This is a genomic window from Nonomuraea aurantiaca, assembly GCF_020215705.1.
Lineage (GTDB): Bacteria > Actinomycetota > Actinomycetes > Streptosporangiales > Streptosporangiaceae > Nonomuraea > Nonomuraea aurantiaca.
This window is the reverse complement of the sequence record NZ_JAIWNB010000019.1, coordinates 203,670-226,399: the sequence shown is the minus strand read 5'-3', so window position 1 is coordinate 226,399 and position 22,730 is coordinate 203,670. Positions and strand designations below refer to the sequence as shown.

The following is a 22,730-nucleotide window of genomic DNA, read 5'->3' as shown; positions in this document are numbered from 1 at the left end:
GCAAGATCAAATTCTTGAAACGGCTCATGTTCGGCCGCGCCAACTACGACCTCCTCAGAAAGATGGCACTGCTGAACTGAGCTGAGATCACCGACCGTGACCGCTCCCCAGCAAATGCACCAGACCCCGGCCGGCGGCACGTACCGTGGGAGGCGATCGAGGACATCCAGGTGGACGTACGCAGGAGGTACGGTCTGCGCAGCGAGATGCTGGAGATCGACACGGGCGACCAGCTGCACATCTTCAGCGCTCACGAGCTGGGCGCCTCCCCGACCGAGGTGGCCGCGGTGCTGCGGCGGCGCGGCGCGTGAGCCCGGAAGGGTGAGACGGTCGGGTCACCGTCGATCCAGAACCGCCACGGCGTGTCCTTGGCGGTCGAGATCCCGGTGCGCGGCCCCGACCTGATCGTGTCCGCCTCGGCGGGCCGCCCGCCGAGGACGGCCACGGTCCCCTGGGGGAGACCGGTGAGCCAGGCCGCGTGCTCGGGCCGATCGCCGCCAGAACCGCCAGAGCCGCGAGTAGCGTCACCCGTCTCATGGAAGTGCGGCAGCGCGGCCGGCGAGCCCTCCCATACGGCGTCGAGCCCGTTGTGCTCGCGCGCCAGCCCGAGGGCCACCGCCAGCCGGGCGGGGCCGCGGGCGAGGTCACGGTCGGCGATCGGCTTGCGCCGGGCGGCGGGCGGGCCGTCGCCGTTCACATCACCGCCTCCTGAGCGGCGGGAGCGGGCCAGGTCGGCCCGCGCCACCACCTCACCGGCCCGCAGCAGCACCGCCGACCCGTGGTCCTCGGGCAGGCACACCAAGTTCGCGCAGAAGTGCATGCCGTAGGTGAAGTACACGTACAGATGCCCAGGTGGCCCGAACATGACCGCGTTCCTGGCGGTCCGTCCCCGGTAAGTGTGGGCCGCCGGGTCCTCGCCGGGGCCGCCGTACGCCTCGACCTCGGTGAGGCGGACCGCGACCGGACCGTGCACGAGCACACGCCCGAGCAGGTCGGGCGCGACCACGTGCGACGGCCGGTCGAAGAAGCTCCGCGGCAGGGGCGCCGAGTCCAGGATCCCGGAATCCATGCCGGGCGCTAGGCTCCCGCGGCCCACGCCGCCTGGGCGTCGACCGTCTCGCGCAGCGCGGTGAGCTGGTCGCGGACCCGGTCGGGCGCGGTGCCACCGTGCGACTTGCGGGCGGCGAGGGCGCCGGGCACGTTGAGCACGTCGCGGACGTCGGGCGTGAGGTGCGGCGAGACCTTGCCCAGCTCCTCGTCGGTCAGGTCGCCCAGGTCCTTGTCGTTGACCTGGCACCACACCACCAGGTGGCCGACCGCCTCGTGCGCGTCGCGGAACGGCACGCCGCGGCGTACGAGCAGCTCGGCGAGGTCGGTGGCGAGCGCGAAGCCGTCGGGAGCCGACGCCTCCAGGCGCGCGGTGTTGACCCGCATGGTGGCGACCAGGCCGGCCATGGCGGGCAGGACGAGCAGCAGCGTGTCGACCGAGTCGAACACCGGCTCCTTGTCCTCCTGCAGGTCGCGGTTGTAGGTGAGCGGCAGGCCCTTGAGCGTCGTGAGCATCGCCATGAGGTTGCCGATGAGCCGCCCGGACTTGCCGCGGGCGAGCTCGGCGACGTCGGGGTTCTTCTTCTGCGGCATGATCGACGAGCCGGTGGAGTAGGCGTCGTCCATCTCGATCCAGCGGAACTCCTGCGAGGCCCAGAGCACGATCTCCTCGCCGAGCCGCGACAGGTGCACGCCGATCAGAGCCGCGTCGAACAGGAACTCCGCCGCGAAGTCACGGTCGGACACCGCGTCCATGGAGTTGAGCGCGGCGAAGGAGAAGCCCAGCTCGACGGCCACGGCCTCCGGGTCCAGCGGCAGCGACGAGCCGGCCAGCGCGCCAGCGCCGAGCGGCGAGACGGCCGCGCGGCGGTCCCAGTCGGTGAGCCGGTCGATGTCGCGGGCGAAGGCGTGCACGTGCGCGAGCAGCTGGTGACCGAAGGAGACCGGCTGCGCGTGCTGCAGGTGGGTCATGCCGGGCGCGGCCGTCTCGGCGTGCTGCTCGGCCTGGGCCATCAGCGCCGTCTCCAGCTCGACCAGCCGGGAGACGATCGTGCGGGCGTGGTCGCGCAGGTAGAGGCGCAGATCGGTGGCGATCTGGTCGTTGCGGCTCCGGCCGGCGCGCAGCTTGCCGCCGAGCGAGCCGAGCCGCTCCAGCAGGCCGCGTTCGAGCGCGGTGTGCACGTCCTCGTCCGCGACCGTCGGCCGGAACTCGCCCGCCTTGCAGGCCCGCTCCAGATCGTCGAGCGCGCCGATCATGCGTTCGAGCTCGTCGTCGCTGAGCAACCCCGCCCTGTGCAGCACCCGGGCGTGCGCCCTGGACGCCGCCAGGTCGTACGGCACCAGCCGCCAGTCGAAGTGCACGCTCACCGACAGCCGGGTCAGCGCGTCGGCGGGACCTCCTTCGAATCGCCCGCCCCACAGCCGCATCGGCTTGCCATCACTCACCGTCATCTCCTTCTCGTCCCCCGCGACCATAGTGCACATCATCCTTTCTTCGCGTCGCGCGCGGCGGCGATCTTGGAGGGCAGGCTGAACAGCTGGACGAAGCCCTTGGCGAGCGACTGGTCGAACGTGTCGCCGGTGTCGTAGGTGGCCAGCGAGAAGTCGTACAGCGACTGCTCGGAGCGGCGGCCGGTGACGGTGGCCTTGCCGGCGTGCAGCGTCATCCGGATGTCGCCGGTGACGTGCTTCTGGGCCTCGGCGATGAGCGCGTCGAGGGCGTGCTTGAGCGGCGAGAACCACAGGCCGTCGTAGACGAGCTCGCTCCAGCGCTGGTCGACGCCGCGCTTGAAGCGGGCCAGGTCGCGTTCGACGGTGACGTTCTCCAGCTCCATGTGCGCGGTGATCAGCGCGATCGCGCCGGGCGCCTCGTACACCTCGCGCGACTTGATGCCGACGAGCCGGTCCTCGACCATGTCGATCCGGCCGACGCCCTGCGCGCCCGCGCGGGTGTTCAGCTCGTCGATCACCTGGTACGGCGTGAGCGAACGCCCGTCGAGCTTGACCGGGACGCCCTGCTCGAAGGTGATGACCACCTCGTCGGCGTCACGGGGGACGGCCGGGTCGGCGGTGTAGGCGTAGACGTTCTCGGTGGGGCCGTTCCAGATGTCCTCCAGGAAGCCGGTCTCGACGGCCCTGCCCCAGAGGTTCTGGTCGATGGAGAACGGGTTCTTCTTGGAGGTCTCGATCGGCAGGCCCCGCTGCTCGGCGTACTCGATCGCCTTGTCGCGGGTCCAGGCGAAGTCGCGGGCCGGGGCGACGACCTGCAGGTCGGGCGCGAGGGCGGCCAGGCCGGCCTCGAACCGTACCTGGTCGTTGCCCTTGCCGGTGCAGCCGTGGGAGACGATCGTGCCGCCGAACTGCTTGGCCGCGCTCACCAGGTGCTTGACGATGAGCGGCCGCGACAACGACGACAGGAGCGGATAGCGGTCCATGTAGAGGGCGTTGGCCTGCAGCGCGGGCACACAGAAGTCGGCCGCGAACTCCTCCTTGGCGTCCACCACGACGGATTCGACCGCGCCGCAGTCCATGGCCCGCTTCTGGATCACCTCCATGTCCTCGCCGCCCTGTCCCAGGTCCACGGCGACGGCGATCACTTCGGCGTTCATCTTCTCGGCCAGGAACGGGATGGCGACGGACGTGTCCAGACCGCCGGAGAAGGCGAGTACCACTCTCTGAGTCATCGGTGCCTCCAAAAATCTTCGTAAAACGGGCTAAGTACGCCGGGCGGCGATCCTCAGCAGGGCCTCGGCCACGACGCTCCCGCCCTGGGGATCGCGGCTGATCACGAGGATCGTGTCGTCGCCCGCCACCGTGCCGAGGATGGACTCCCAGTCGGCGTGGTCGATGGCGGAGGCCATGAACTGGGCGGCACCCGGCGGAGTCCTGACGATGACCAGGTTGGCCGACGCCTCGGCGGAGACCAGCAGTTCCTCCGCGATCCGGTGCAGCCGGGCGGCCGGGGACTCGCCGGTGCCCAGCCTGGCCACCCGGATGCGGCCGCCGCCCTCACCGGGCAGCGCGTAGACCAGCGAGCCGTCCTCGGCGCGCAGCTTGAGCGCGCCGAGTTCGTCCAGATCGCGCGAGAGCGTGGCCTGGGTGACCTCCACGCCGCTCTCGGCCAGCAGCTTGGCCAGCTCCGGCTGGGAGCGGACGGCCTGCCGCTGCAGCAGGTCGGTGATCTTCGCCTGCCGCGCGACCTTGGTCATCGGGATGGTCATGCGGTGCTCACCAGCCAGTGGAGCAGCGCCTTCTGCGCGTGCAGCCGGTTCTCGGCCTGGTCCCACACCGCGCTGCGCGGGCCGTCGATCACTTCGGAGGTGATCTCGTAGCCGCGGTAGGCGGGCAGGCAGTGCAGCACGATCGCGTCGTGCGCGGCGTGCTCCATGGGCTCGGAGTTGACCTGGTAGGGCATGAGCGCGCGGACCCGCTCGTCTTTACCGTCCTGGCCCATCGACACCCAGGTGTCGGTGGCGACGACGTGCGCGCCCTCGATCGCGGCGACCGGGTCGGTCAGCGAGAGCACCGAGCCGCCGGTCGTGGCGGCGATGGCGGCGGCCCGGTCGAGGATGGCGGGGTCCGGCTGGTAGCCGTCCGGAGCGCCGATCCGCACGTGCATCCCGGCCGTGGCGCCGCCCAGCAGGTAGGAGTGGGCCATGTTGTTGGCGCCGTCGCCCAGGTAGGTCAGGGTCAGCCCGGCCGTCCCGCCGCACCGTTCGCGGACGGTCAGCAGGTCGGCGAGGATCTGGCAGGGGTGGAACTCGTCGGTCAGCGCGTTGACCACCGGCACGGCGGTGCCCGCGGCCATGGCCTCGAGGCCCGCCTGGGCGCCGGTGCGCCAGACGATCGCGGCGACCTGCCGTTCGAGCACCCTGGCGGTGTCCTCGATCGGCTCGCCTCTGCCCATCTGGGAGCTGCCGCCGTCGATGACCAGCGGGAGCCCGCCCAGCTCGCCGATGCCGACGGCGAAGGAGATCCGGGTCCTGGTCGAGGGCTTGTCGAACAGGACGGCGACGGTCCGCGGCCCTTCGAAGGGGCGGTAGCCGTAGCGGTCCTTCTTCATCGCGGCGGCCAGGTCGAGAACGTCGGCCTGCTCGGCGGGCGACAGGTCGTCATCCCTCAAGAAGTGCCTGACAGTCGCCGTCATTTCGCCGCCTCGGTGAGGATCCCGGGGAACGCGGCCACGAGCGCGTCGACCTGCTCGGCCGTCACGACCAGCGGCGGCGCGATCCGTACGGCGTCCGGCTGCAGCGCGTTGACCAGGAAGCCCGCCTCGGCCGCCGCCTGCTGCACCTTGCCGGAGACCGGCTCGGCCAGCACGGCGGCCAGCCACAGGCCGCGTCCGCGCACGCCTTTCAGCAGCGGATGATCGACCGCTTCGAGCCCGGCCCGCAGCCGGGCGCCGGTCGTCCGCACGTGGTCGAGGTCGAGGTTGTCGAGTACGGCCAGCGCCGCGGCGCACGAGACCGGGTTGCCGCCGAACGTGGAGCCGTGGTCGCCCTTGCCGAACAGCCGGCCCGAGTCGCCGAAGCCGACGCACGCCCCGATCGGCAGGCCGCCGCCCAGGCCCTTGGCCAGGGTCAGGATGTCGGGGGTGACGCCGTCGGCCTGGTGGGCGAACCAGTGCCCGGTGCGGCCGATCGCGGACTGGATCTCGTCGGCGACCAGCAGCGCGCCGGTCGAGTCGCAGATCTCGCGAGCCGCCGCGAAGTAACCGTCGGGCGGCGGGACCACGCCTGCCTCGCCCTGGGTGGGCTCCAGGAACACCGCGATGCAGTCGCCGGTCACGGCCTCCTTGAGGGCGGTGGCGTCACCGTACGGGACGAACTGGACCTCTACCGGGAACGGGCCGAACTGGTCGCGGATCGACTGCTTGCCCGTCAGCGAGAGCGCGCCGATCGTCCGGCCGTGGAAGCCGTTCTCGGCGGCGACGAAGTAGGTGCGGCCGTCACGCCTGCCGTACTTGAGGGCCAGCTTGTAGGCGGCCTCGTTGGCCTCGGTGCCGGAGTTGGCGAAGAAGACGCGGCCGGGGGCGTTCAGCAGGCCGAGGAGCCGCTCAGCGAGCAGCACCTCCGGCTCGTGCAGGTAGAGGTTGCTCGTGTGCGCGAGGGTCGCGACCTGCTTGGAGACCGCCTCGACCAGGGCCGGGTGGGCGTGGCCGAGCGAGGTGACCGCGATGCCGCCGACGAAGTCGAGGTATTCCTTGCCGTCGACGTCCCACACGCGGGTGCCCTCGCCTCGTGCCAGGGCGATCGGCGGGACGCCGTAGTTGGGCATGAAGGCTTGTTCGAACCTGTCGCGAAGGTTCATCAGGGCATCACCATGGTTCCGATTCCTTGGTCGGTGAAGATCTCGAGCAGCAGCGAGTGGGAGACCCGGCCGTCGAGAATGTGCGCTTGGGGGACACCGCCCTGGACCGCCGTCAGGCAGGCCTCCATCTTCGGCTTCATGCCGCTGGACAGGGAGGGCAGCATGGCCTCCAGCGCGGCGCCGTCGAGCTTGTCGATCACGTCGGTGTCGTCGGGCCAGCCGGCGTACAGGCCCTCGACGTCGGTGAGGACGATGAGTTTCTGCGCCTGGAGGGAGACGGCCAGCGCGGCGGCGGCGGTGTCGGCGTTGACGTTGTAGATCTCCCCGTCCTCGCCGCGGGCGACGCTGGAGACGACGGGGACGCGGCCGTTGTCGATCATGGCCTGGACGGCGCCCGGGTCGACCTTGACGATCTCGCCCACCTGGCCGATGTCGACGTGCTCGCCGTCGACGAGCGCGTGCTTGCGCTCGGCGGTGAACAGGTGGGCGTCCTCGCCCGACATGCCGACCGCGAGCGGGCCGTGCCGGTTGATCAGGCCGACGACGTCGCGGTTGACCTGGCCGACCAGGACCATCCGGACCACCTGCATGGCCTCGGGCGTGGTGACCCGCAGCCCGGCCGTGAACGTCGACTCGATGCCGAGCCGGTCGAGGTGCTTGCTGATCTGCGGGCCGCCGCCGTGCACCACGACCGGCCGCAGACCGGCGTAGTGCAGGAAGCCGATGTCCTCGGCGAAGCCCTCCATGAGCGATTCCTCGATCATCGCGTTGCCGCCGTACTTGATGACGACGGTCGCGCCGTGGAAGCGGGCCAGCCAGGGCAGGGCCTCGATGAGGGTGTCCGCCTTGGTGTGGGCGGTGACGGTCCTCATGAGGAGTACGCCGAGTTCTCGTGGACGTAGTCCGCGGTCAGGTCGGTGGTGTGGACGGTGGCGGAGTGGGTGCCCGCCGACAGGTCGATGGTGATCGTCACGTCGCGCGGGCGCATGTCCACCTTGTTCCGGTCGTCGCCGACGGCGCCGCCGCGGCAGATCCAGATGCCGTTGATGGCCACGTTCAGCCGGTCGGGCTCGAAGACGGCGTCGGTGGTGCCGACGGCGGCCAGCACGCGGCCCCAGTTGGGGTCCTCGCCGTGGATGGCGCACTTGAGCAGGTTCGAGCGGGAGACGGTGCGGCCGACCTTGACCGCGTCGTCCTCCGACGCCGCTCCGACCACCTCGATGGCGATGGCCTTGGACGCGCCTTCGGCGTCGACCAGCAGCTGCCTGGCCAGGTCGGCGCAGACCTCGGTGACCTTCTGCCCGAACTCCGCCAGGTCCGGCTTGACCCCGGCGGCGCCGCTGGCCAGCAGCAGGACGGTGTCGTTGGTGGACATGCAGCCGTCGGCGTCGAGGCGATCGAAGGTCTTGGAGGTGGCCTCGCGCAGCACGGTGTCGAGCTCCTCCGCCGTGAGGTCGGCGTCGGTGGTGATCACGCAGAGCATGGTGGCCAGGGCCGGGGCGAGCATGCCCGCGCCCTTGGCCATGCCGCCCACCATGTAGCCGTCGGCGCGCTTGAAGGAGATCTTGGAGACGGTGTCGGTGGTGCGGATGGCGTCGGCCGCGGCCAGCCCGCCGTCGCGCGACAGCTGCGCGGCGGCGCGCTCCACCCCGGCCAGCAGCGGGTCCATGGGCAGCCGCTCGCCGATCAGGCCGGTGGAGCAGACCGCGATCTCGCCCGCCGAGTCCTGGAGCACCTCGGCCGCCTTCTCGGCGGTGGCGTGCGTGTCCTGGAAGCCCTCGGGGCCGGTGCAGGCGTTGGCGCCGCCCGAGTTGAGGACGACCGCCCGGACCCGGCCGCCGCGCAGGACCTGCTGCGACCACAGGACCGGGGCCGCCTTGACGCGGTTGGCGGTGAAGACACCGGCCGCCGCGTGGTTGGGTCCGTCGTTGACGACCAGGGCCAGGTCGCGCGCGTCGCCGGGCTTGATGCCCGCGGCGACGCCCGCGGCTCTGAAACCAAGGGGAGCGGTCACGCTCATGCGCCCTCCTCCGTCGGCCGCGGGACTGCTGTGTCGGTTGGTACGCTGCGCTCTCTCACGGAGCAACTCCTGTCAGGGGGAGGCCGAGCTCTTCCGGCAGGCCGAGTGCGAGGTTGACGCTCTGGATCGCACCTCCGGCCGTGCCCTTGGTGAGGTTGTCGATGGCGATGACGGCGACCACGCGGCCCGCGCGCTCGTCGAGCGTCACCTGCAGGGCGGCGGTGTTGGCGCCGTAGGTCATCGCGGTGGCGGGCCAGGTGCCCTCGGGCAGCAGGGTGACGAACGGCTCCTTGGCCAGCGCGTTCTCGTACGCCTCCCGCACGGCGGCCTTGGTCAGCCCGGGCGCGGCGGGGGCGGTGCAGGTGGCCAGGATGCCCCGGCTCATCGGGGCCAGCGTCGGGGTGAACGAGACACGGACCGGGGTGCCCGCGACGGCGCCGAGCGCCTGCTCCATCTCCGGAGTGTGCCGGTGGACGCCGCCCACGCCGTAGGCGCTGACCGAGCCCATGACCTCGCTGCCGAGCAGGTTGGGCTTGAGCGCCTTGCCCGCGCCGCTGGTGCCGCTGGCCGCGACGACGACCACGTCGGGCTCGGCCAGGCCGGCGGCGAAGGCGGGCAGCAGGGCGAGGATGACGGATGTCGGGTAGCAGCCGGGCACCGCGATGCGCTTGGCGTTCTTGAGCACCTCGCGCTGGCCGGGCAGCTCGGGCAGGCCGTAGGGCCAGGTGCCGGCGTGCTCGCCGCCGTAGAACTCCTGCCAGGCGGCCGGGTCGGCGAGCCGGTGGTCGGCGCCGCAGTCGACGACGACCGTGCTCGCGGGCAGCTGGGCGGCGACCGCGGCGGAGTGTCCGTGCGGCAGGGCCAGGAAGACCACGTCGTGTCCGGCCAGCGTTTCCGGGGTGGTGTCCTCGATGATCCGGTCGGCCAGTTGCGGAAGGTGCGGCTGGTGGGCGCCGAGCGCGCTGCCCGCGCTGGCGGCCGCGGTGAGCGTGCCGATCTCGAGCTCCGGGTGCCCGAGCAGCAGGCGCAGAAGCTCACCGCCCGCGTAGCCGCTGGCTCCCGCGATCGCCGCTCTCATGCCGAACCTCCTGCATAATCATGCACCTAAACTCATGTCCTTACTGTGACGATGATGCACTCCAGGGCATGAACACGCAAGCCGGGCGCGCCAAAGCGCTCACATAGCGAGACGGTAAACCGCGCGTTTCATCCGGATTTCGCGGTCTAGCGCGACGTACCTACCGGTCGGTACTGTGATTTATCCGATAGAGCCGTCCACCGCGGGAGTACGTCGCATGACTCTTTCTCATGCCCAGGTCCAAGCCCAGCTCACCGGTCCTGGCCAGCTTTTCGAGATGGAGGAGATCGGCGATACGGGGGTGCGGACCTGGAAACACGCTCCGGGCCACTTCCGCGCCCTGCTGGAGATGAGCAGGTTCCACGGCGAGAAGGAGTTCCTCGTCTACGAGGACGAGCACATCACCTTCGAGGAGCACTTCCGGCGGGCGGCGACGCTGGCCAACCGCCTGGTGACGGACTACGGCGTGGCCAAGGGCGATCGGGTGTGCGTGGCCATGCGCAACTATCCGGAGTGGGTGGTGGCCTTCTCCGCCGCCCTCGCCGCCGGGGCGATCGCCGTGCCGCTCAACGCCTGGTGGACCGAGTCGGAGCTGGCGTACGGCGTACGTGACTGTGACGCCAAGGTGCTGATCGTGGACGGTGAGCGGGCTGTCAGGCTCGCGGACACCGGCGTGCCGATGATCGTGGCCAGAGGCGAGGTGCCCGAGGGCGCGCGCTCGTTCGCCGACGTGCTGGGCGAGGTCACCGGGGATGTGACGCTGCCGGACGTCCAGCTCTCCCCCGAGGATCCGGCCACGATCTTCTACACCTCCGGCACGACCGGGCATCCCAAGGGGGCGCTGGGCAGCCACCGCAACCTGGGCCAGTCGCCGATGACCCTCGCCTACGGGCTGATGCGGGCGGTCGCGCTGGCGGGCAAGGACGTCGCCGCGGCGACGGGCGCGCGCCGGGTGACGCTGCTGACCGTGCCGCTGTTCCACGTCACCGGCTGCTTCTCCGCGCTGACCACCACCATGTTCGCGGGCGGCGGGCTGGTCCTCATGTACAAGTGGGACCCCGGGCAGGCGCTGCGGCTCATCGAGCGGGAGCGGGTCACCGCGATGATCGGCGTGCCGACCAACGCGTGGCAGCTGATGTCGCATCCCGACTTCGTCAAGTATGACCTGTCGTCGCTGACCACCCTCGGCTACGGCGGGGCACCGGCTCCGCCGAAGCTGCTGGAGCGCATCGGCGAGAACCTGCCCGACCGCGCCGCCTCCAACGGCTACGGCATGACGGAGACGACCGGCCTGGCCATCGGCAACGGCGGGCCCGACTACCTGGCCAGGCCCGACAGCATCGGCCTGCCCACGGCCGTGGTCGACGTCCGGGTGAGTGGCCCGCTGGGCGATGAGCTGCCGCCCGGCGAGGTGGGCGAGCTGTGCGTACGCGGCGCGAACGTCATCATGGGCTACTGGAACAAGCCGGAGGCGACGGCGCAGACCTTCGTCGACGGCTGGCTGCACACCGGTGACCTGGCCAGGATCGACGAGGACGGCTTCGTCTACATCGTGGACCGGGCGAAGGACATGGTCATCAGGGCCGGCGAGAACGTCTACTCCGCCGAGGTGGAGGCGGCCCTGTTCGAGCACCCGGCGGTGGACGACGCCGCGGTGATCGGCGTCCCGCACGACGAGCTGGGCGAGGAGGTGGGGGCGGTGGTCCGGCTCCAGCCGGGCACCTCGACCACCGCCGAGGAGCTCCGGTCCTTCCTGGTGGAGCGCATCGCCAAGTTCAAGATCCCCGCGCACATCTGGTTCAGGGAGGCGGAGCTGCCGCGCAACCCGGGCGGCAAGATCCTCAAGACCCACCTGCGCCGCGAGGTTCTGGGCGGGTAGAGGCCGGGCGGCTAGAGATCGTTTCCCGCGTAGGACAGGTTGAAGCTCTTGTTGACCAGCGGGAAGTCGGGCACGATCGCCCCGCCCAGCGCGACCGGCAGGGCGGGCCAGTTGAAGAACGACGGATCGGCGATCTTCACTTTGGCCAGCCTGCCGTCCTCGCCCAGCTCGACGCGATGCACGATCGTGCCCCGCCAGCCCTCCACGATGCCCACGCCCGAGCCGCGCCGCCCGTCCGGCAGGCTCCAGTCACCCGAGGTGTGCGCCAGCCGCTCGATCAGCCCGATCGAGGCGGCGATCTCGTCGGCCCGGACCTGGAAGCGGGCCAGCACGTCTCCCCCGGACCGGATCGCTACCGGGAACGGCCCCAGGTCGATGAACGGATGGTCGCGGCGGGCGTCGACGTCGAGCCCGCTGGCCCTGGCCACGTAGCCGAGCGTGCCCAGGTCCGCGGCGGCCCGCTCGGTGAGCACGGCGGTGCCGGTGAACCGGTCCGACACCACGCCATGGCCGAGCGCGAGCCCGACGATCTCGGCCACCTCGGTGCCGAGCGCCGCGAGCCTGGCGTTATCGGGCAGGGCCAGCGGCTCGGCGCCGCCCAGCCGGATCGCGCCGCGCAGCAGGCGGTGGCCGGTGACCTCGGCGTTGACGCGCAGCAGCCGCTCGCGGACGGTGCCGCAGTGGGCCTGCAGCACGCTGTGGGCGACGTCGTTGCAGAGCGCGCCCAGGTCGGTGACGTGGTTGTAGAGGCGTTCGAGCTCCAGCAGCACGGCTCGAGCGCGCTGCGAGTCGGGGTCGACGGCCGTGCCGGTGGCCTCCTCGACGGCCAGGCAGTAGGCCAGGGCGTGGCCGACCGAGGTGTCGCCGCTGACCCGCTCGGCCAGGGCCAGCCCGTCCTCCGGCCGGCGGCCCTCGAAGAGCTGCTCGAGGCCCTTGTGCACGAACCAGAGGCGGGCCTTGAGCTTGAGTATCGTCTCGCCGACCACCGAGAAGCGGAAGTGGCCCGGCTCGATGCAGCCCGCGTGCACGGGGCCGACCGGGATCTCGTAGACGCCATCGCCCTCCACATCGCCGAACGGGTACGGGCCCTCGGGGTCGCCGAACGACGGGGGCGGGCCCGCGTCGGGGAGCATCGGGTACCAGCCTCGGGGCCAGTGGTGGTGACGGACCAGGCGGCTGGGCAGCGGGTGGTCTTCGGGGGTGATGCCGTACAGGTCGCGGATCTCCCGCTCGAAGCGGCCGGCGGGGAAGGAGAGGGCGGCCAGGCTGGGCACGGCGGGCTCGGTCAGGCGTACGTGCAGCTCGGCCCTTCTCGCCGGACGGGCGGCGGTGAACAGGTAGACCAGCCGGAAGCCGTCGTCCTCGACGTGCGCGGCCACCAGCGCGACGCGGTGTCCCAGAGCCAGCAGCTCGGCGGCGCACCCGGCGAGCTCGCCGGGCCCGATCTCGGCGACCAGCGGGAGCGTGGCCGTCATCGCGCACCTCCCATGGCGCTCAGCGGCGGTCCGGCGGTCGCGATGGTGACGGCGGACTCCAGGAGCGGCCGGAGCGGTCCCAGCGTCACGCCGAGCACCGCGCACGCCACCAGGCCGACGACCAGCGGCACACCCGCGCCGCGCAACCGCCCGTCAGACCCGTCCGCCAAGCCCGGTGGCGCGGTGCCGAGCAGCATGCGGCCCGCCGCTCTGCCCACGCCGGCGACGATCACCAGCATGAGCACCAGCGCGGGCGCCACCGCCCACCCGAGCCCGGCCGCGAACCCCGCCCGCACGATCCCCAGCTCACTGGCGAACAGGCTGAACGGCGGCAACCCCAGCAGCGCCAGCAGCCCGAGCCCGAAGGCCGTGGCCAGTCCGGGCGCCCGCCCGCCGAGGCCCCGCACGGCGTCGACGCTGCTGCTCCCGGCCGCCTGCTGGATCCGCCCCGAGCCGATGAACAGCACCGACTTGCCCAGCCCGTGCCCGAGGATGTGCAGCAGCACGGCGCCCAGCGCCAGCCCGTTGCCGATGGCCGCGCCGAGCGCGATCAGCCCCATGTGCTCGATGCTCGAATAGGCCAGCATCCGCTTGAAGTCGCGCTGCCCGATCAGCAGCGCCGCCGCCACGGCCAGCGACGCCAGCGCCACCACGATCAGCAGCATCCGGCAGAACCCCGCCCCGAGCGCCACGTCGGACACCACCTTGACCCGCAGGATCGCGTAGAACGCCACCGACAGCAGCACCCCGGACATCAGCGCCGAGACCGGCGCGGGCGCCTGGCTGTGGGCGTCGGGCAGCCAGGCGTGCAGCGGCGCGAGGCCCGCCTTGGCGCCGAAGCCGAGCACGAGCAGCACCACCGCGATCCGCGTCACCCCCGGGTCCAGCCCCCCGGCGTGCCCGGCGAGCGACACCCAGTCGAGCCCCTCGCGCGAGGACAGCCCGGCGTGTACGGCGGCGTAGTGCACCATCACGAGGCCGAGCAGCGCGAGCGCGATGCCGACCGAGCAGATCACCACGTACTTCCAGGCCGCCTCGGTGGCCTTCCTGGTGCGGCGGTACCCGACCAGGAACGCGGTCAGGATCGTGGTCGCCTCGACCGCCACCCAGAGCATCCCGAGGCTCGCGGACAGCACGGCCGTCGCCATCGCCGCGACGAAGCACTGGGTGAAGATCCCGTAGCTACGTGCGGCCCGCGGCCCCGCATGGCCGGTGGCCGCCTCGGCCCGCAGGTAGCCGGGGCTGGCCAGCATCGCCAGCAGCGCCACGACGCCGATCACGATCAGCATGTAGGCGCTGAGCGCGTCCACCCGCAGCAGCCCCCACAACCCGCTCCCCTCGCCAGCCCGCGCGAGCAGGACGGCGACGGCGAGCAGCCCGCCCGCGGACAGGGCGCCGAGCCACTCCGTCACGCGGTTCCAGCCGAACACGGCATACAGGCCCGCGGCCGCGAGCGGCAGCGCCACCGGAACGATCACCATCAGTCGTGCAGCTCCCGTAGCTCGTCGAGGTCGGTGCCGCCGAACGCGGCCCGCATCCGGGTGGTCAGAACCTGCAGCGCCAGTACGGCCAGCAGCACGTCGAGCGAGACGCCCAGCTCCACCACCAGCGGCACCCCGGTGGTGGTGAGGAAGGCGGCGGCGGTGATGGCGTTGTCCATCAGCAGGAACCCGACCACCTGCGACAGCGCCCGCCTCCTGGTGACCAGCACGAAGAAGCCCACCAGCAGCACGGTCAGCGCGATCGGCACGGCCTGGGTGGCGGGTGTGGGCGCCAGGCGTACGAGGGGCTGGGAGACCGCGTACGCGAGCATCGTCAGCACGGCCGTGACCAGCAGCGACGCGGCGACGCTGACGTGTGGCCGGGCCTCGCGCCCCTCGTCGCCGGCCGCCAGCGCGCGCCGCATGAGGCAGGGCAGGAGCACCGCGCGCAGCAGTCCCACCCCGAGTCCGAGCACGGTCAGCTCGACGTCGGCCTCGTGCAGCCCCCTGACCGCGATCAGGGCGCCCAGCGCCACCCCCTGCAGCCCGAACAGCCAGATGATCGCGGCCAGGTCGCGCCGCCACAGGACCAGCACGCCCGTCAACAGGAAGGCGCCGCAGGCCAGGTCGAGCGCCTGCACGTACACGGGATCAGTCATCTCACTCACGCCAGGAAGAAGGAGGCGGCGACCGCCAGCAGGGCCATCAGGAACGAGCCGGCCAGCAGCTCGGGGACGCGGAACAGGCGCAGCTTGGCCATGAACACCTCACCGGCCGCCAGCACGCCGCCCAGCAGCGCCACCTTCAGGGCGAACGCCACCACGGCGACCAGCAGCATGATCGGCCCGGCGCCCGCGGTGGCGATGCCGGCCGGCGCGAACAGCCCGGTGAACAGCCCGAGCATGACCGTGAGCCGCATCGCCGAGGCCCACTCGATGAGCGCCAGGTCGGGGCCGGCGTACTCCAGGATCATCGCCTCGTGGATCATCGTCAGCTCCAGGTGGGTCGACGGGTTGTCCACCGGGATCCGGCCCGACTCGGCGATCGTGACCACCGCGAGCGCGACGGCGGCCAGCAGGCTCACCGGGGAGATGACCGACAGCGGGCTGCTCGCGGTCTCGGTGACGATCGCGCCGAGGTCGGTGGTGCCCACGCGGATCGACAGCGCGAAGACGGCCAGCAGGATCGTCGGCTCGACCAGGGCGAGCACGGTCATCTCCCGGCTGGCGCCCATCCCGCCGAACGCGGTGCCCGTGTCGAGCCCACCCAGTGCCAGCGCCACCGAGCCGAGCGCGAGCAGCGCGGCGACCGCGAACAGGTCGGCGACGCCGTCGAGCGGCGAGGCGGCGGTGACCAGCGGCACCGCCGCCGCGACCACCAGCGTGGTCCCGGCCAGCAACGGCGGCGCCGCACGGAACAGGTAGCCGGTGCCGTGCGGTGCGATGCGCTCCTTGCGGGCCAGCTTGCGCAGGTCGCGCCACGGCTGCCGCACCCCGGCGCCCGCGCGCCCCTCCAGGCGGGCCCTGACCTGGCGCATCAGGCCGGCCAGCAGCGGCGCCCCGGCGGCCACCACGAGCACTTGCAGCACCATGGCGATCACGAGATCACCGCCAGCACGATCAGCACGCCGGTCAGCGCGTAGAAGCCGTAGGACAGGTAGCGGTGGACGCTGCCGTCGGCCAGCCGCCGCGCCTGCGAGCCCAGCCTGACGGCGGCGGCCAGCACCGGCTCGTACAGCAGCCGTTCGACCCGGTCGGGCACCCTGGCGCGGAACCGTACCCGCTGCACCAGGTAGGCCGACTCCTTGACGACCGTCACGTCGATGGCGCTCTCCGGTTGCAGGGCGTCGACGAAGACCCGCTGCAGGGGTTCGGCGAAGGAGGTGGCGGTGTACTCCATGCGGGCCGAGACCGGTCCCGCTCCGCAGTCCCACAGGCGGGCCGGCCGTCGTACGCGCCGGGTGGCCACCGCGCGGACCAGCGACAGCACCGCCGCCACGGCCCCGGCCAGCGCGAGCGCGATGAGGACCGGCGAGATCGAGCCGGTGATCGCGCTCAGCCGGAGGGTCACCTCTCCGGTGACCGGCCGGCCCACCGGGATCACCCGCGTGACGGCCGCGGTGAGCGCGGGCAGGACCAGCGCGGGGTCGAGCGCGAGCAGCAGGCAGGCCGCCGCCGCCAGCGCCGTCCCGCAGATCGCCGTACGCGGGCTCTCCGCCGCCCGTTCGGCGGCCGGGCTGCGCGGCCGGGCCAGGAACCCGACGCCGAACGCCTTCACGAACGTGGCCACCGCCAGCCCCGCCGTGAGCGCGATGGCGCCCACGGCCAGCGGCATCGTGACCGCCCCTGCCACCCCCGAGGCGGGCAGCGCGTGGATGAGGCTCTGCAGCAGCAGCCATTCGCTGACGAAGCCGTTGCCGGGCGGCAGCGCCGACGCGCACAGGGCGCCGACGGCGAACAGGGCCGTGGTGTACGGCATGCGGGTGCGCAGGCCGCCGAGCGCGTCGAGATCCCGGGTGCCCGTCGCCCGCTGGACCGAACCGGCCGCCTGGAACAGCAGTGTCTTGAACGCGGCGTGGTTGACCACGTGCAGCAGGGCCGCGGTGAGGGCGAGGGCGGCCAGGGGGCCGGCGCCGTCGGCCGCGAAGAAGCCGGCCGCGCCGACGCCGATGAGCACCAGGCCCATGTTCTCGGTCGAGGAGTAGCCGAGCAGCCGCTTCAGGTCGGTGGCCATGGCGGCGTGGAGCACTCCGTACAGCGCGGACAGGGCGCCGAGCGCCAGGACGATCCACCACCACCAGACGGGACCGCCGCGCAGCAGGTCGAGCCCGACCCTGACCACGCCGTAGACGCCCATGTTGACCATGGCGCCGCTCATCAGCGGCGACACGTGACCGGGCGCGGCCGGGTAGGCCCTTGGCAGCCACACGTGCAGCGGCACGATCCCGGCCTTGGCCGCGAACCCGGCCAGAGTGGCCAGGAAGATCACGTCCCTGGCCGCGGGCGACAGCTCGGCGGCGCGCAGCTGGTCGAAGCCGTCGCCCGTGGCTCCGGCCGCCAGGTAGCAGAGGCCGCACATGATCGTCACCAGGCCGAGGTGGGTCATGACGGCGTACCACAGCGCGGCCTTCCCGACCGACGGCCGGTCGCGGTGCTCGGCCGCCACGAGCAGGAGCGAGGTCATCGCCATCAGCTCCCAGCCGAACAGGAACGTGCTCACGCTGTCAGCCGCGGGCACCAGCAGCAGCGCCGCCACGAACAGCGGTATGACCGCCCGCGTCGCCCTGGCCGCGCCGGAGCCGATGCCGTGGATCGCCGCGCACACCGTCACCGCGCCCGTGATGGCGGTGAACAGGCCACCGAGCGGGTCGAGCGCCAGGCGCAGACCGCCCAGGGGCAGCAGGTCGGGCAGCCAGGCCGACCAGCCGTGGCCGAGCGTCGCCCGCGCCCCCGCCACGGCCGCCACCACGCCGGCCAGCGCCGTGATCACTTCGGCCGCGACGGTGACCGCGCGTGCGGGCAGCAGGGCGACGAGGGCGGCGGTCAGGCAGAGGCCCAGGGCGCACGCGTAGAGGATCATCGCCCGGTCATCCCGCGCAGCGCCTCGATGATCGCCTCCGGCGGCGGTGGGCAGCCGGTCACCTCGACGTCGACCGGCACCACGTCACCCACCGCGCCCACGACGCCGTACGCGCCCGCGAACACCCCGCAGTCACGCGCGCAGTCGCCCAGCGCGATCACCATGCGCGGCTCCGGCACGGCCTCGTAGGTGCGGCGCAGCGCCATCTCCATGTTGCGCGTGACCGGCCCGGTGACCAGCAACGCGTCGGCGTGCCGCGGCGAGGCGACCAGCCGGGCGCCGTAGCGCTCCGCGTCGTAGACCGGCCCGAAGACCGAGGCGATCTCCACCTCGCAGCCGTTGCACGAGCCCGCGTCCACGTGGCGGATCTGCACCGATCCCGCCAGTTCCAGCATTCCTTGACTTTTGGCACGTTCCATCGGCGGCTCGGCCATCCGCCCTGTTCTCAGAATTTTTCGCCACAGACCCACAGCGACCCCCCATCGCTCCGACCTGGGAAAACACCATCCTCTTGCCGGGCTGACCACTATGCCGCGCTCGCGGGCGACCCGGAGCCTTCATTCCCAAAGATCTTGAATCCATCTATGGAATAAATCATTCCGTTCCCATAGACTCTGTTTAGAACAGAGCGATCCGTTCCGCTATCTGGAGGACTCCTCAATGACCGCAATACTCGAGGCGCCGGCCACCGAGACGACCGTCCGCGAGCACCGCTGGCTCGGCCTGTCCGCCGTCCTCGGCGCGACGCTGATGAACCTGCTCGACTCCACCGTGGTGAGCGTCGGCGGCCCGGCCATCCAGGCGGACCTGGGCGGCGGCTACGCCGCGCTCCAGTGGATCGCCGCCGGCTACACCCTGGCGCTGGCGGTGGGGCTGCTGACCGGCGGACGGCTCGGCGACATGTTCGGCCGACGGCGCATGCTGCTCCTCGGTACGGCCGGCTTCGTCCTCACCTCGCTGGCCTGCGCGCTGTCGCCCACGCCCGAGGTGCTGATCGTGGCCCGGGTGCTGCAGGGCCTGACCGGAGCCGTCATGATCCCGCAGGGCTTCGGCCTGATCCGCGATCTGTTCCCACCCGCCGAGCTGGGCAAGGCGTTCGGCGCGTTCGGCCCGGTCATCGGCCTGGCCACGATCCTCGGGCCGGTCGTCGCCGGGCTGCTGGTCGACGCGGATGTGCTGGGCACCGGCTGGCGCATGATCTTCCTGATCAACCTGCCGCTCGGCGCGTACGCGCTGATCGTCGGCTCACGGGTGCTGCCGGCCGTGACGGCTTCGGCCCGCTCGACCCGGCTCGACCTGGGTGGGAGCGTGCTGGCGGGAGCGGGGATGCTGCTGCTGATCTACCCGCTGGTCCAGGGCCGCGAGCTGGGCTGGCCGGGCTGGTCGCTGGTGATGATGGCCGCCTCGGTGCCGGTGTTCGGCGCGTTCGGGCTGCACCAGCTGCGCCGCAAGCGGGCCGGGGCCACCACGCTGGTCGAGCCGAGCGTCTTCCGCCGTCGCTCCTACGCCTCCGGCATCGCCTTCGTGATCGTGTTCTTCGGCGCGGTCTGCGGCTTCGGGCTGGCGGTCGGAATGTTCCTGCAGCTCGGGCTGGGCTACACGGCGCTGCATGCCAGCCTGACGATGGCGACCTGGGCCGTCGGCGCCTTTTTCGGCACCGCGTTCGCCGGGGCCAGGACGGCCGTGCTGGGCCGCCGGATCCTGCATCTCGGCCTGGCCATCATGGCGGCCGGCATCGCGGCCCTCTACGTGGTCCTGCGGCTCGGCGGCACCGGAGACTGGGAGCTGGCCTTCCCGCTGCTGGCGTACGGGGTGGGCATGGGCATGATCTTCGTCCCGCTGTTCGGCATCATCATGGGCGACGTCGAGGACCACGAGGTCGGCTCCGCCTCCGGGGCGCTGGAGAGCATCCAGCAACTCGGCGCCTCTCTCGGCATCGCCGTCCTGGGCACGGTGTTCTTCGGCCGGCTCGGCTCCCACCTGCCGGGCACCGCCGAACTCGACGCGGTGCAGGCCGCCGCCTCGGTGACACTGATCACGCTGGGCCTGACCGCCGTCGCCTTCGCGATCGGCTTCCTGCTCCCGAAGAAGGCGCGCGGCTGACGTCGGAGACGAGTTTTCGGGCCGCGCCCCCAGGTGGAGCCGGAGATAAGCGCCCGCATTACCTCTGGCGTAATCGCGGCGCCCCCGCCCCGGCTGACATGTTTCTCATGTCCGAACGAACCGCTCGAAGGGAGCGCCGAAATGACCGCCCTCACTGTGACCGACCAGGCCAGGTTCCTGCGCGTGGTGCTGGCCCTCGACGCCGTCGTCACCGGTGTCAACGGGCTCGTCTACCTCGCCGCCGCCGGTCCCGCGAGTGACCTGCTCGGCCCGGACGCGGGCCTGCTCAGGGCGATCGGCGTCTTCCTCCTCGTGTACGGCGTGGCGGTCGGCCTGCTGGCCGGCCGCCGCGCGATCAGCCCGGCGGCGACCAAGGCCGTGATCGCGCTCAACGCCGTCTGGACCCTGGGCAGCGTGGCCACCGTGGTCACCGGGGTGGCGGAGTTCACCACAATCGGCGCGGTGTGGGCGATCGCCCAGGCCATCGTGGTCGGCGTCTTCGCCGAGCTGCAGATCACGGGCCTGCGCCGGCTCCGCTGACCCTCTCCCTCCTCTTCCGATATCACCTGAAAGGCAGATAATTATGAGCAACGAGCTGATCGACCGCTACATCGCCGCCTGGAACGAGACCGACGCCGACGCCCGTGCCAAGGCCGTGGCCGAGGTGTGGACCGAGGACGCCACCTACACCGACCCGCTGGCCGAGGTCTCCGGCCACGCCGGGCTCGCCGCGCTGATCGAGGGCGCGCAGGGCATGTTCCCGGGCTTCGTGTTCAGCCCCGGCGAGGTGTACGACGCCCACCACGACATCGCCCGGTTCACCTGGCACCTGGGCCCGGCGGGTGAGGAGCCGGTGGTGGTCGGGTTCGACGTGGTGCAGCTGGCCGCGGACGGCCGGATCGCCAGGGTCCTGGGCTTCCTGGACAAGGTGCCTGCCGCCTGAACACGGCTTCACTGGGCCCCCCGGAGACACTCCGGGGGGCCCAGCCTTGTGCCGGATGAACCGCTTGCCCGTACCGAGGGGCGCAAGATAAACCGCTTGCCCGTGCCAAGGGCCACGACGCAGAATCGGACCTCGTGGCCGATCAACTGAAACGCCTGTTCCGCGGGCTGGCGCCCGACCTGGGCCCGCTGCGCGACTCGCGCGACTATCGGCTGCTCATGACGTCGGGTGTCATCACGATGTTCGGCACGTTCATCACCATGGTCGCGGTGCCGTACCAGATGAAGGAGCTCACCGGCTCCTACGTGGCGGTCGGTCTGGTGAGCCTGGCCGAGTTCGTGCCGATGGTGGTGTGCGGGCTGTGGGGCGGCGCCATCGCCGACGCGCTCGACCGGCGCACGGTCATCCTGCTCAGCGAGCTGGGTCTGATGGTGACCTCGGGACTGCTCATGGTCAACTCGCTGCTCCCCCACCCGCAGGTCTGGGTCCTCTACGTGGTCGGCGCCCTGGCGATGGGCATCGGCTGCCTGCAGCGGCCCAGCCTGGAGGCGCTGATCCCGCAGGTGGTCAGGCACGACCAGCTCGCCGCGGCCGCGGTGCTGGCCAGCCTGCGCTGGAACCTCGGCGCGATCGTCGCCCCGGCGCTCGGCGGGCTGCTGGTGACGGCGTTCGGCACGGCCGTCGCCTACGGCCTCGACACGGTGAGCTTCGTCCTGTCCCTGGCATTGCTCTGGCGGATGAAGGCTGTGCCGCCCGCCGAGGACGCCGCGCCCGCGTCGCTGAGCTCGCTGGTCGAGGGCGTGCGCTACGCGGCCGGGCGGAGTGACCTGGTCGGCACCTACCTGGTCGACATCGCCGCCATGCTGTTCGCGATGTCGACGGCGCTGTTCCCGTTCCTGGCCGACCAGCTCGGCGCGCCTCAGGCGCTCGGGCTGCTCTATTCGGCGGGTGCCGTGGGCTCCCTCGTGGCCTCGCTCACCGGCGGCTGGACGGCGCGTGTGCACCGCCAGGGCATGGGCGTGATCATCGCGGCGACGCTCTGGGGTGCCGCGATGGCGCTGGCGGCGGTGATCCCGAATGTCTGGGCGATCTTCCTCTGCCTCGCGCTGGCCGGGGCGGCCGACATGATCAGCGGCATCTTCCGCATGACGATGTGGAACCAGACGATCCCAAACGAGCTGCGGGGCAGACTGGCCGGCATCGAGCTGCTGTCCTACGCCAGTGGTCCGATGCTCGGCAACGCCCGGGCCGGGCTGATGGCGCAGTGGGGCGGCGCCCGGTTCTCCCTGGGCGCGGGCGGCGTGCTGTGCGTCGCGGCGGTGGCCGGGCTGGCGGCGGTGCTGCCGAAGTTCCGCGGGTACGACTCACGCACCGACGAGCACGCGCTCGCCGAGAAGACCCGCCGAGAGGGCCGCCTCCCCGCCTAGAGCCGTGGCTGTGGTCAGCCCGGCTCGCGCCAGCCGTCGTGGTCTTCCACGAGGGCGTCGACCTCCGGCAGGCCGCCCTCGTCGAGCCCTTCCAGGACGACCAGCCACTGCGCGTCCTCGGCGTCGTCCTCTCCGGCGAGCGTCTCCCGTACCACCTGGGGTGTCCCCAGCGCGGGGAAGCGCTCGCCCAGCGCCTCCGCCACCTCCTCGGCGTCGTCGCGCTCGGCGAACACCAGCAGATGCCTCATCTCCGGCCTTTCATGCGTGCGGCCCGGCACGGCGGACTCATGCGCGATGCCGCGTACGCCGGACTCATGCGTCAGGTCTGGTACTGGGGGACTCATGCGTGAGGTCCGGTACGGCGGACCGTACCGGACCTCGTGGCGAC

At 71.9% G+C, this 22,730-nt stretch carries 22 protein-coding genes; 6 read left to right on the top strand and 16 right to left on the bottom strand.

Annotated elements, in window-relative coordinates; translation table 11 throughout:
- Positions 1–170 precede the first annotated feature (170 nt).
- Entirely contained in the window at positions 171–311 is a 141-nt protein-coding gene (locus tag LDL49_RS59375) for a hypothetical protein (RefSeq protein ID WP_372470509.1), read from the top strand.
- On the opposite strand, the gene LDL49_RS36705 is transcribed toward LDL49_RS59375, so the two are convergent.
- The 9 genes from LDL49_RS36705 to argC are packed head-to-tail and all read right to left on the bottom strand — an operon-like array spanning position 251 to position 9,455.
- Positions 251–1,069 (bottom strand): DNA-3-methyladenine glycosylase, encoded by an 819-nt coding sequence (locus tag LDL49_RS36705; RefSeq protein WP_225298288.1) that lies wholly within the window; start codon positions 1,067–1,069, stop codon positions 251–253. The genes LDL49_RS59375 and LDL49_RS36705 overlap by 61 nt on opposite strands.
- An 8-nt stretch (positions 1,070–1,077) precedes the next feature.
- Positions 1,078–2,499: an argininosuccinate lyase gene (argH, locus tag LDL49_RS36700; RefSeq protein WP_225298311.1), complete on the bottom strand. Its 1,422-nt coding sequence runs from the start codon at positions 2,497–2,499 to the stop codon at positions 1,078–1,080.
- A gap of 32 nt (positions 2,500–2,531) precedes the next feature.
- Positions 2,532–3,731: an argininosuccinate synthase gene (locus tag LDL49_RS36695; protein WP_225298285.1), complete on the bottom strand. Its 1,200-nt coding sequence runs from the start codon at positions 3,729–3,731 to the stop codon at positions 2,532–2,534.
- Positions 3,732–3,761: 30 nt separating this feature from the next.
- On the bottom strand, positions 3,762–4,268 hold the full coding sequence (locus tag LDL49_RS36690; protein ID WP_225298283.1) for an arginine repressor: 507 nt from the start codon (positions 4,266–4,268) through the stop codon (positions 3,762–3,764).
- Positions 4,265–5,194 carry an ornithine carbamoyltransferase gene (gene argF / locus LDL49_RS36685; RefSeq protein ID WP_225298281.1) on the bottom strand — a complete coding sequence of 310 codons (930 nt, stop codon included), beginning with the start codon at positions 5,192–5,194 and terminating at the stop codon, positions 4,265–4,267. The genes LDL49_RS36690 and argF overlap by 4 nt, the downstream gene beginning before the upstream one ends.
- Positions 5,191–6,357, bottom strand: coding sequence for an acetylornithine transaminase (locus tag LDL49_RS36680; RefSeq protein WP_225298279.1), 1,167 nt, complete (start codon positions 6,355–6,357; stop codon positions 5,191–5,193). The genes argF and LDL49_RS36680 overlap by 4 nt, the downstream gene beginning before the upstream one ends.
- Positions 6,357–7,229, bottom strand: a complete 873-nt coding sequence (argB, locus tag LDL49_RS36675) for an acetylglutamate kinase (protein ID WP_225298277.1) — start codon at positions 7,227–7,229, stop codon at positions 6,357–6,359. The genes LDL49_RS36680 and argB overlap by 1 nt, the downstream gene beginning before the upstream one ends.
- Positions 7,226–8,377 carry a bifunctional glutamate N-acetyltransferase/amino-acid acetyltransferase ArgJ gene (gene argJ / locus LDL49_RS36670; protein WP_225298275.1) on the bottom strand — a complete coding sequence of 384 codons (1,152 nt, stop codon included), beginning with the start codon at positions 8,375–8,377 and terminating at the stop codon, positions 7,226–7,228. Before argJ ends, argB begins: the two co-directional genes overlap by 4 nt.
- 55 nt (positions 8,378–8,432) lie before the next feature.
- Positions 8,433–9,455: an N-acetyl-gamma-glutamyl-phosphate reductase gene (argC, locus tag LDL49_RS36665; protein WP_225298274.1), complete on the bottom strand. Its 1,023-nt coding sequence runs from the start codon at positions 9,453–9,455 to the stop codon at positions 8,433–8,435.
- 217 nt (positions 9,456–9,672) lie between these two features.
- Between argC and LDL49_RS36660 the strand changes: the two genes are divergently transcribed.
- Complete coding sequence (locus tag LDL49_RS36660) at positions 9,673–11,334, top strand: class I adenylate-forming enzyme family protein (protein WP_225298271.1); 1,662 nt, start codon at positions 9,673–9,675, stop codon at positions 11,332–11,334.
- Positions 11,335–11,345: 11 nt separating this feature from the next.
- Here the strand turns inward: LDL49_RS36660 and LDL49_RS36655 are convergent, their stop codons facing one another.
- From LDL49_RS36655 to LDL49_RS36630, 6 genes are read right to left on the bottom strand one after another with little or no spacing between them, the layout of a single operon-like run.
- Positions 11,346–12,809, bottom strand: a complete 1,464-nt coding sequence (locus LDL49_RS36655; RefSeq protein ID WP_225298269.1) for a hydrogenase large subunit — start codon at positions 12,807–12,809, stop codon at positions 11,346–11,348.
- Complete coding sequence (locus LDL49_RS36650; RefSeq protein ID WP_225298267.1) at positions 12,806–14,290, bottom strand: proton-conducting transporter transmembrane domain-containing protein; 1,485 nt, start codon at positions 14,288–14,290, stop codon at positions 12,806–12,808. The genes LDL49_RS36655 and LDL49_RS36650 overlap by 4 nt, the downstream gene beginning before the upstream one ends.
- Positions 14,290–14,949: a hypothetical protein gene (locus tag LDL49_RS36645; RefSeq protein ID WP_225298265.1), complete on the bottom strand. Its 660-nt coding sequence runs from the start codon at positions 14,947–14,949 to the stop codon at positions 14,290–14,292. The genes LDL49_RS36650 and LDL49_RS36645 overlap by 1 nt, the downstream gene beginning before the upstream one ends.
- Positions 14,950–14,954: 5 nt before the next feature.
- Positions 14,955–15,881: a respiratory chain complex I subunit 1 family protein gene (locus LDL49_RS36640; protein WP_225298263.1), complete on the bottom strand. Its 927-nt coding sequence runs from the start codon at positions 15,879–15,881 to the stop codon at positions 14,955–14,957.
- 5 nt (positions 15,882–15,886) lie between these two features.
- Positions 15,887–17,869 carry a proton-conducting transporter transmembrane domain-containing protein gene (locus tag LDL49_RS36635; protein ID WP_225298261.1) on the bottom strand — a complete coding sequence of 661 codons (1,983 nt, stop codon included), beginning with the start codon at positions 17,867–17,869 and terminating at the stop codon, positions 15,887–15,889.
- A complete protein-coding gene (locus tag LDL49_RS36630; RefSeq protein ID WP_225298259.1) occupies positions 17,866–18,264 on the bottom strand; it encodes an NADH-quinone oxidoreductase subunit B family protein in 399 nt (132 codons plus the stop codon). The genes LDL49_RS36635 and LDL49_RS36630 overlap by 4 nt, the downstream gene beginning before the upstream one ends.
- Positions 18,265–18,529: 265 nt before the next feature.
- Here LDL49_RS36630 and LDL49_RS36625 point away from each other — a divergent pair, with 265 nt between their 5' ends.
- From LDL49_RS36625 to LDL49_RS36610, 4 genes are all read left to right on the top strand, one after another.
- On the top strand, positions 18,530–19,972 hold the full coding sequence (locus tag LDL49_RS36625) for an MFS transporter (RefSeq protein WP_225298258.1): 1,443 nt from the start codon (positions 18,530–18,532) through the stop codon (positions 19,970–19,972).
- Positions 19,973–20,113: 141 nt separating this feature from the next.
- Complete coding sequence (locus tag LDL49_RS36620) at positions 20,114–20,512, top strand: hypothetical protein (protein WP_225298255.1); 399 nt, start codon at positions 20,114–20,116, stop codon at positions 20,510–20,512.
- A 43-nt stretch (positions 20,513–20,555) separates the two neighbouring features.
- Positions 20,556–20,915 (top strand): nuclear transport factor 2 family protein, encoded by a 360-nt coding sequence (locus LDL49_RS36615; protein WP_225298253.1) that lies wholly within the window; start codon positions 20,556–20,558, stop codon positions 20,913–20,915.
- Positions 20,916–21,049: 134 nt separating this feature from the next.
- Complete coding sequence (locus tag LDL49_RS36610; RefSeq protein ID WP_225298251.1) at positions 21,050–22,342, top strand: MFS transporter; 1,293 nt, start codon at positions 21,050–21,052, stop codon at positions 22,340–22,342.
- A gap of 14 nt (positions 22,343–22,356) precedes the next feature.
- Here LDL49_RS36610 and LDL49_RS36605 read toward each other — a convergent pair whose 3' ends face one another.
- The gene (locus LDL49_RS36605) at positions 22,357–22,686 is read right to left on the bottom strand and encodes a hypothetical protein (RefSeq protein WP_225298250.1); all 330 of its coding nucleotides are present in this window, start codon (positions 22,684–22,686) and stop codon (positions 22,357–22,359) included.
- Between the last annotated feature and the right edge of the window lie 44 nt (positions 22,687–22,730).

Bases quoted from the DNA above. Each gene is read 5' to 3' on its own strand.
- LDL49_RS36705 (WP_225298288.1), bottom strand. From the start codon at position 1,069: ATGGATTCCGGGATCCTGGACTCGGCGCCCCTGCCGCGGAGCTTCTTC.
- argH (WP_225298311.1), bottom strand. From the start codon at position 2,499: ATGACGGTGAGTGATGGCAAGCCGATGCGGCTGTGGGGCGGGCGATTC.
- LDL49_RS36695 (WP_225298285.1), bottom strand. From the start codon at position 3,731: ATGACTCAGAGAGTGGTACTCGCCTTCTCCGGCGGTCTGGACACGTCC.
- LDL49_RS36690 (WP_225298283.1), bottom strand. From the start codon at position 4,268: ATGACCATCCCGATGACCAAGGTCGCGCGGCAGGCGAAGATCACCGAC.
- argF (WP_225298281.1), bottom strand. From the start codon at position 5,194: ATGACGGCGACTGTCAGGCACTTCTTGAGGGATGACGACCTGTCGCCC.
- LDL49_RS36680 (WP_225298279.1), bottom strand. From the start codon at position 6,357: ATGAACCTTCGCGACAGGTTCGAACAAGCCTTCATGCCCAACTACGGC.
- argB (WP_225298277.1), bottom strand. From the start codon at position 7,229: ATGAGGACCGTCACCGCCCACACCAAGGCGGACACCCTCATCGAGGCC.
- argJ (WP_225298275.1), bottom strand. From the start codon at position 8,377: ATGAGCGTGACCGCTCCCCTTGGTTTCAGAGCCGCGGGCGTCGCCGCG.
- argC (WP_225298274.1), bottom strand. From the start codon at position 9,455: ATGAGAGCGGCGATCGCGGGAGCCAGCGGCTACGCGGGCGGTGAGCTT.
- LDL49_RS36660 (WP_225298271.1), top strand. From the start codon at position 9,673: ATGACTCTTTCTCATGCCCAGGTCCAAGCCCAGCTCACCGGTCCTGGC.
- LDL49_RS36655 (WP_225298269.1), bottom strand. From the start codon at position 12,809: ATGACGGCCACGCTCCCGCTGGTCGCCGAGATCGGGCCCGGCGAGCTC.
- LDL49_RS36650 (WP_225298267.1), bottom strand. From the start codon at position 14,290: ATGGTGATCGTTCCGGTGGCGCTGCCGCTCGCGGCCGCGGGCCTGTAT.
- LDL49_RS36645 (WP_225298265.1), bottom strand. From the start codon at position 14,949: ATGACTGATCCCGTGTACGTGCAGGCGCTCGACCTGGCCTGCGGCGCC.
- LDL49_RS36640 (WP_225298263.1), bottom strand. From the start codon at position 15,881: ATGGTGCTGCAAGTGCTCGTGGTGGCCGCCGGGGCGCCGCTGCTGGCC.
- LDL49_RS36635 (WP_225298261.1), bottom strand. From the start codon at position 17,869: ATGATCCTCTACGCGTGCGCCCTGGGCCTCTGCCTGACCGCCGCCCTC.
- LDL49_RS36630 (WP_225298259.1), bottom strand. From the start codon at position 18,264: ATGCTGGAACTGGCGGGATCGGTGCAGATCCGCCACGTGGACGCGGGC.
- LDL49_RS36625 (WP_225298258.1), top strand. From the start codon at position 18,530: ATGACCGCAATACTCGAGGCGCCGGCCACCGAGACGACCGTCCGCGAG.
- LDL49_RS36620 (WP_225298255.1), top strand. From the start codon at position 20,114: ATGACCGCCCTCACTGTGACCGACCAGGCCAGGTTCCTGCGCGTGGTG.
- LDL49_RS36615 (WP_225298253.1), top strand. From the start codon at position 20,556: ATGAGCAACGAGCTGATCGACCGCTACATCGCCGCCTGGAACGAGACC.
- LDL49_RS36605 (WP_225298250.1), bottom strand. From the start codon at position 22,686: ATGAGTCCCCCAGTACCAGACCTGACGCATGAGTCCGGCGTACGCGGC.